The organism is Blastococcus sp. MG754426 (genome assembly GCF_021699055.1).
Classification (GTDB): Bacteria; Actinomycetota; Actinomycetes; order Mycobacteriales; family Geodermatophilaceae; genus Blastococcus.
Map to the genome: position 1 here is coordinate 1 of NZ_SSXC01000179.1, position 547 is coordinate 547.

Here is a 547-nt window from a genome sequence, read left to right on the forward strand (position 1 = left end):
CGGGGTGGACGAGGCGCTCGCGCAGGTGGCCGCGACCCGGCCGCACGCCGAACTGCGCCAGGTCGTGCGCCACCACCTGGCCCGGCTGGACCCCGACGGGGCCGAGCCCGACCCCACCGAGGGCCGGTCGCTGACCTTCACCCGGCACGCCGACGGATCACTGTCCTTCCGCGGCGACCTGGACGCCGTGGGCGGGGAGAAGCTGCAGGCGGCCGTGGAGTCGATCGTGCAGGCGTCCCGGCCCGCCGGGGACATGCGCACCCGCGCCCAGCAGTCCGCCGACGCCCTGGTCCAGCTGGTCGACAACCAACTGGCCGCCGGCACCCTGCCGGTGCTGCGCACCCAGAAGCCGCACGTGGTGGTCCGTGTCGACCTGGAGGACCTGGTCGACCCCGCCGCCGGGCCCGGCGCGGCCACCCTCGGCTTCGGGGCGACGATCTCCGCCGCCCGTGCCCGCTGGCTGGCCTGCGACGGCGGCATCACCCGCATCGTGCTGGGCCCCGAGGGTCAGCCCCTGGACGTGGGCCGCACCCCGGCCCCTCCGCAG

1 protein-coding gene is annotated in these 547 nt (G+C 77.1%); it reads left to right on the forward strand.

What is annotated here, in order from left to right; genetic code table 11:
- Positions 1 to 547 (forward strand): DUF222 domain-containing protein (locus tag E9549_RS22880; RefSeq protein ID WP_236828897.1); only part of this gene is annotated, 547 nt, incomplete at both ends.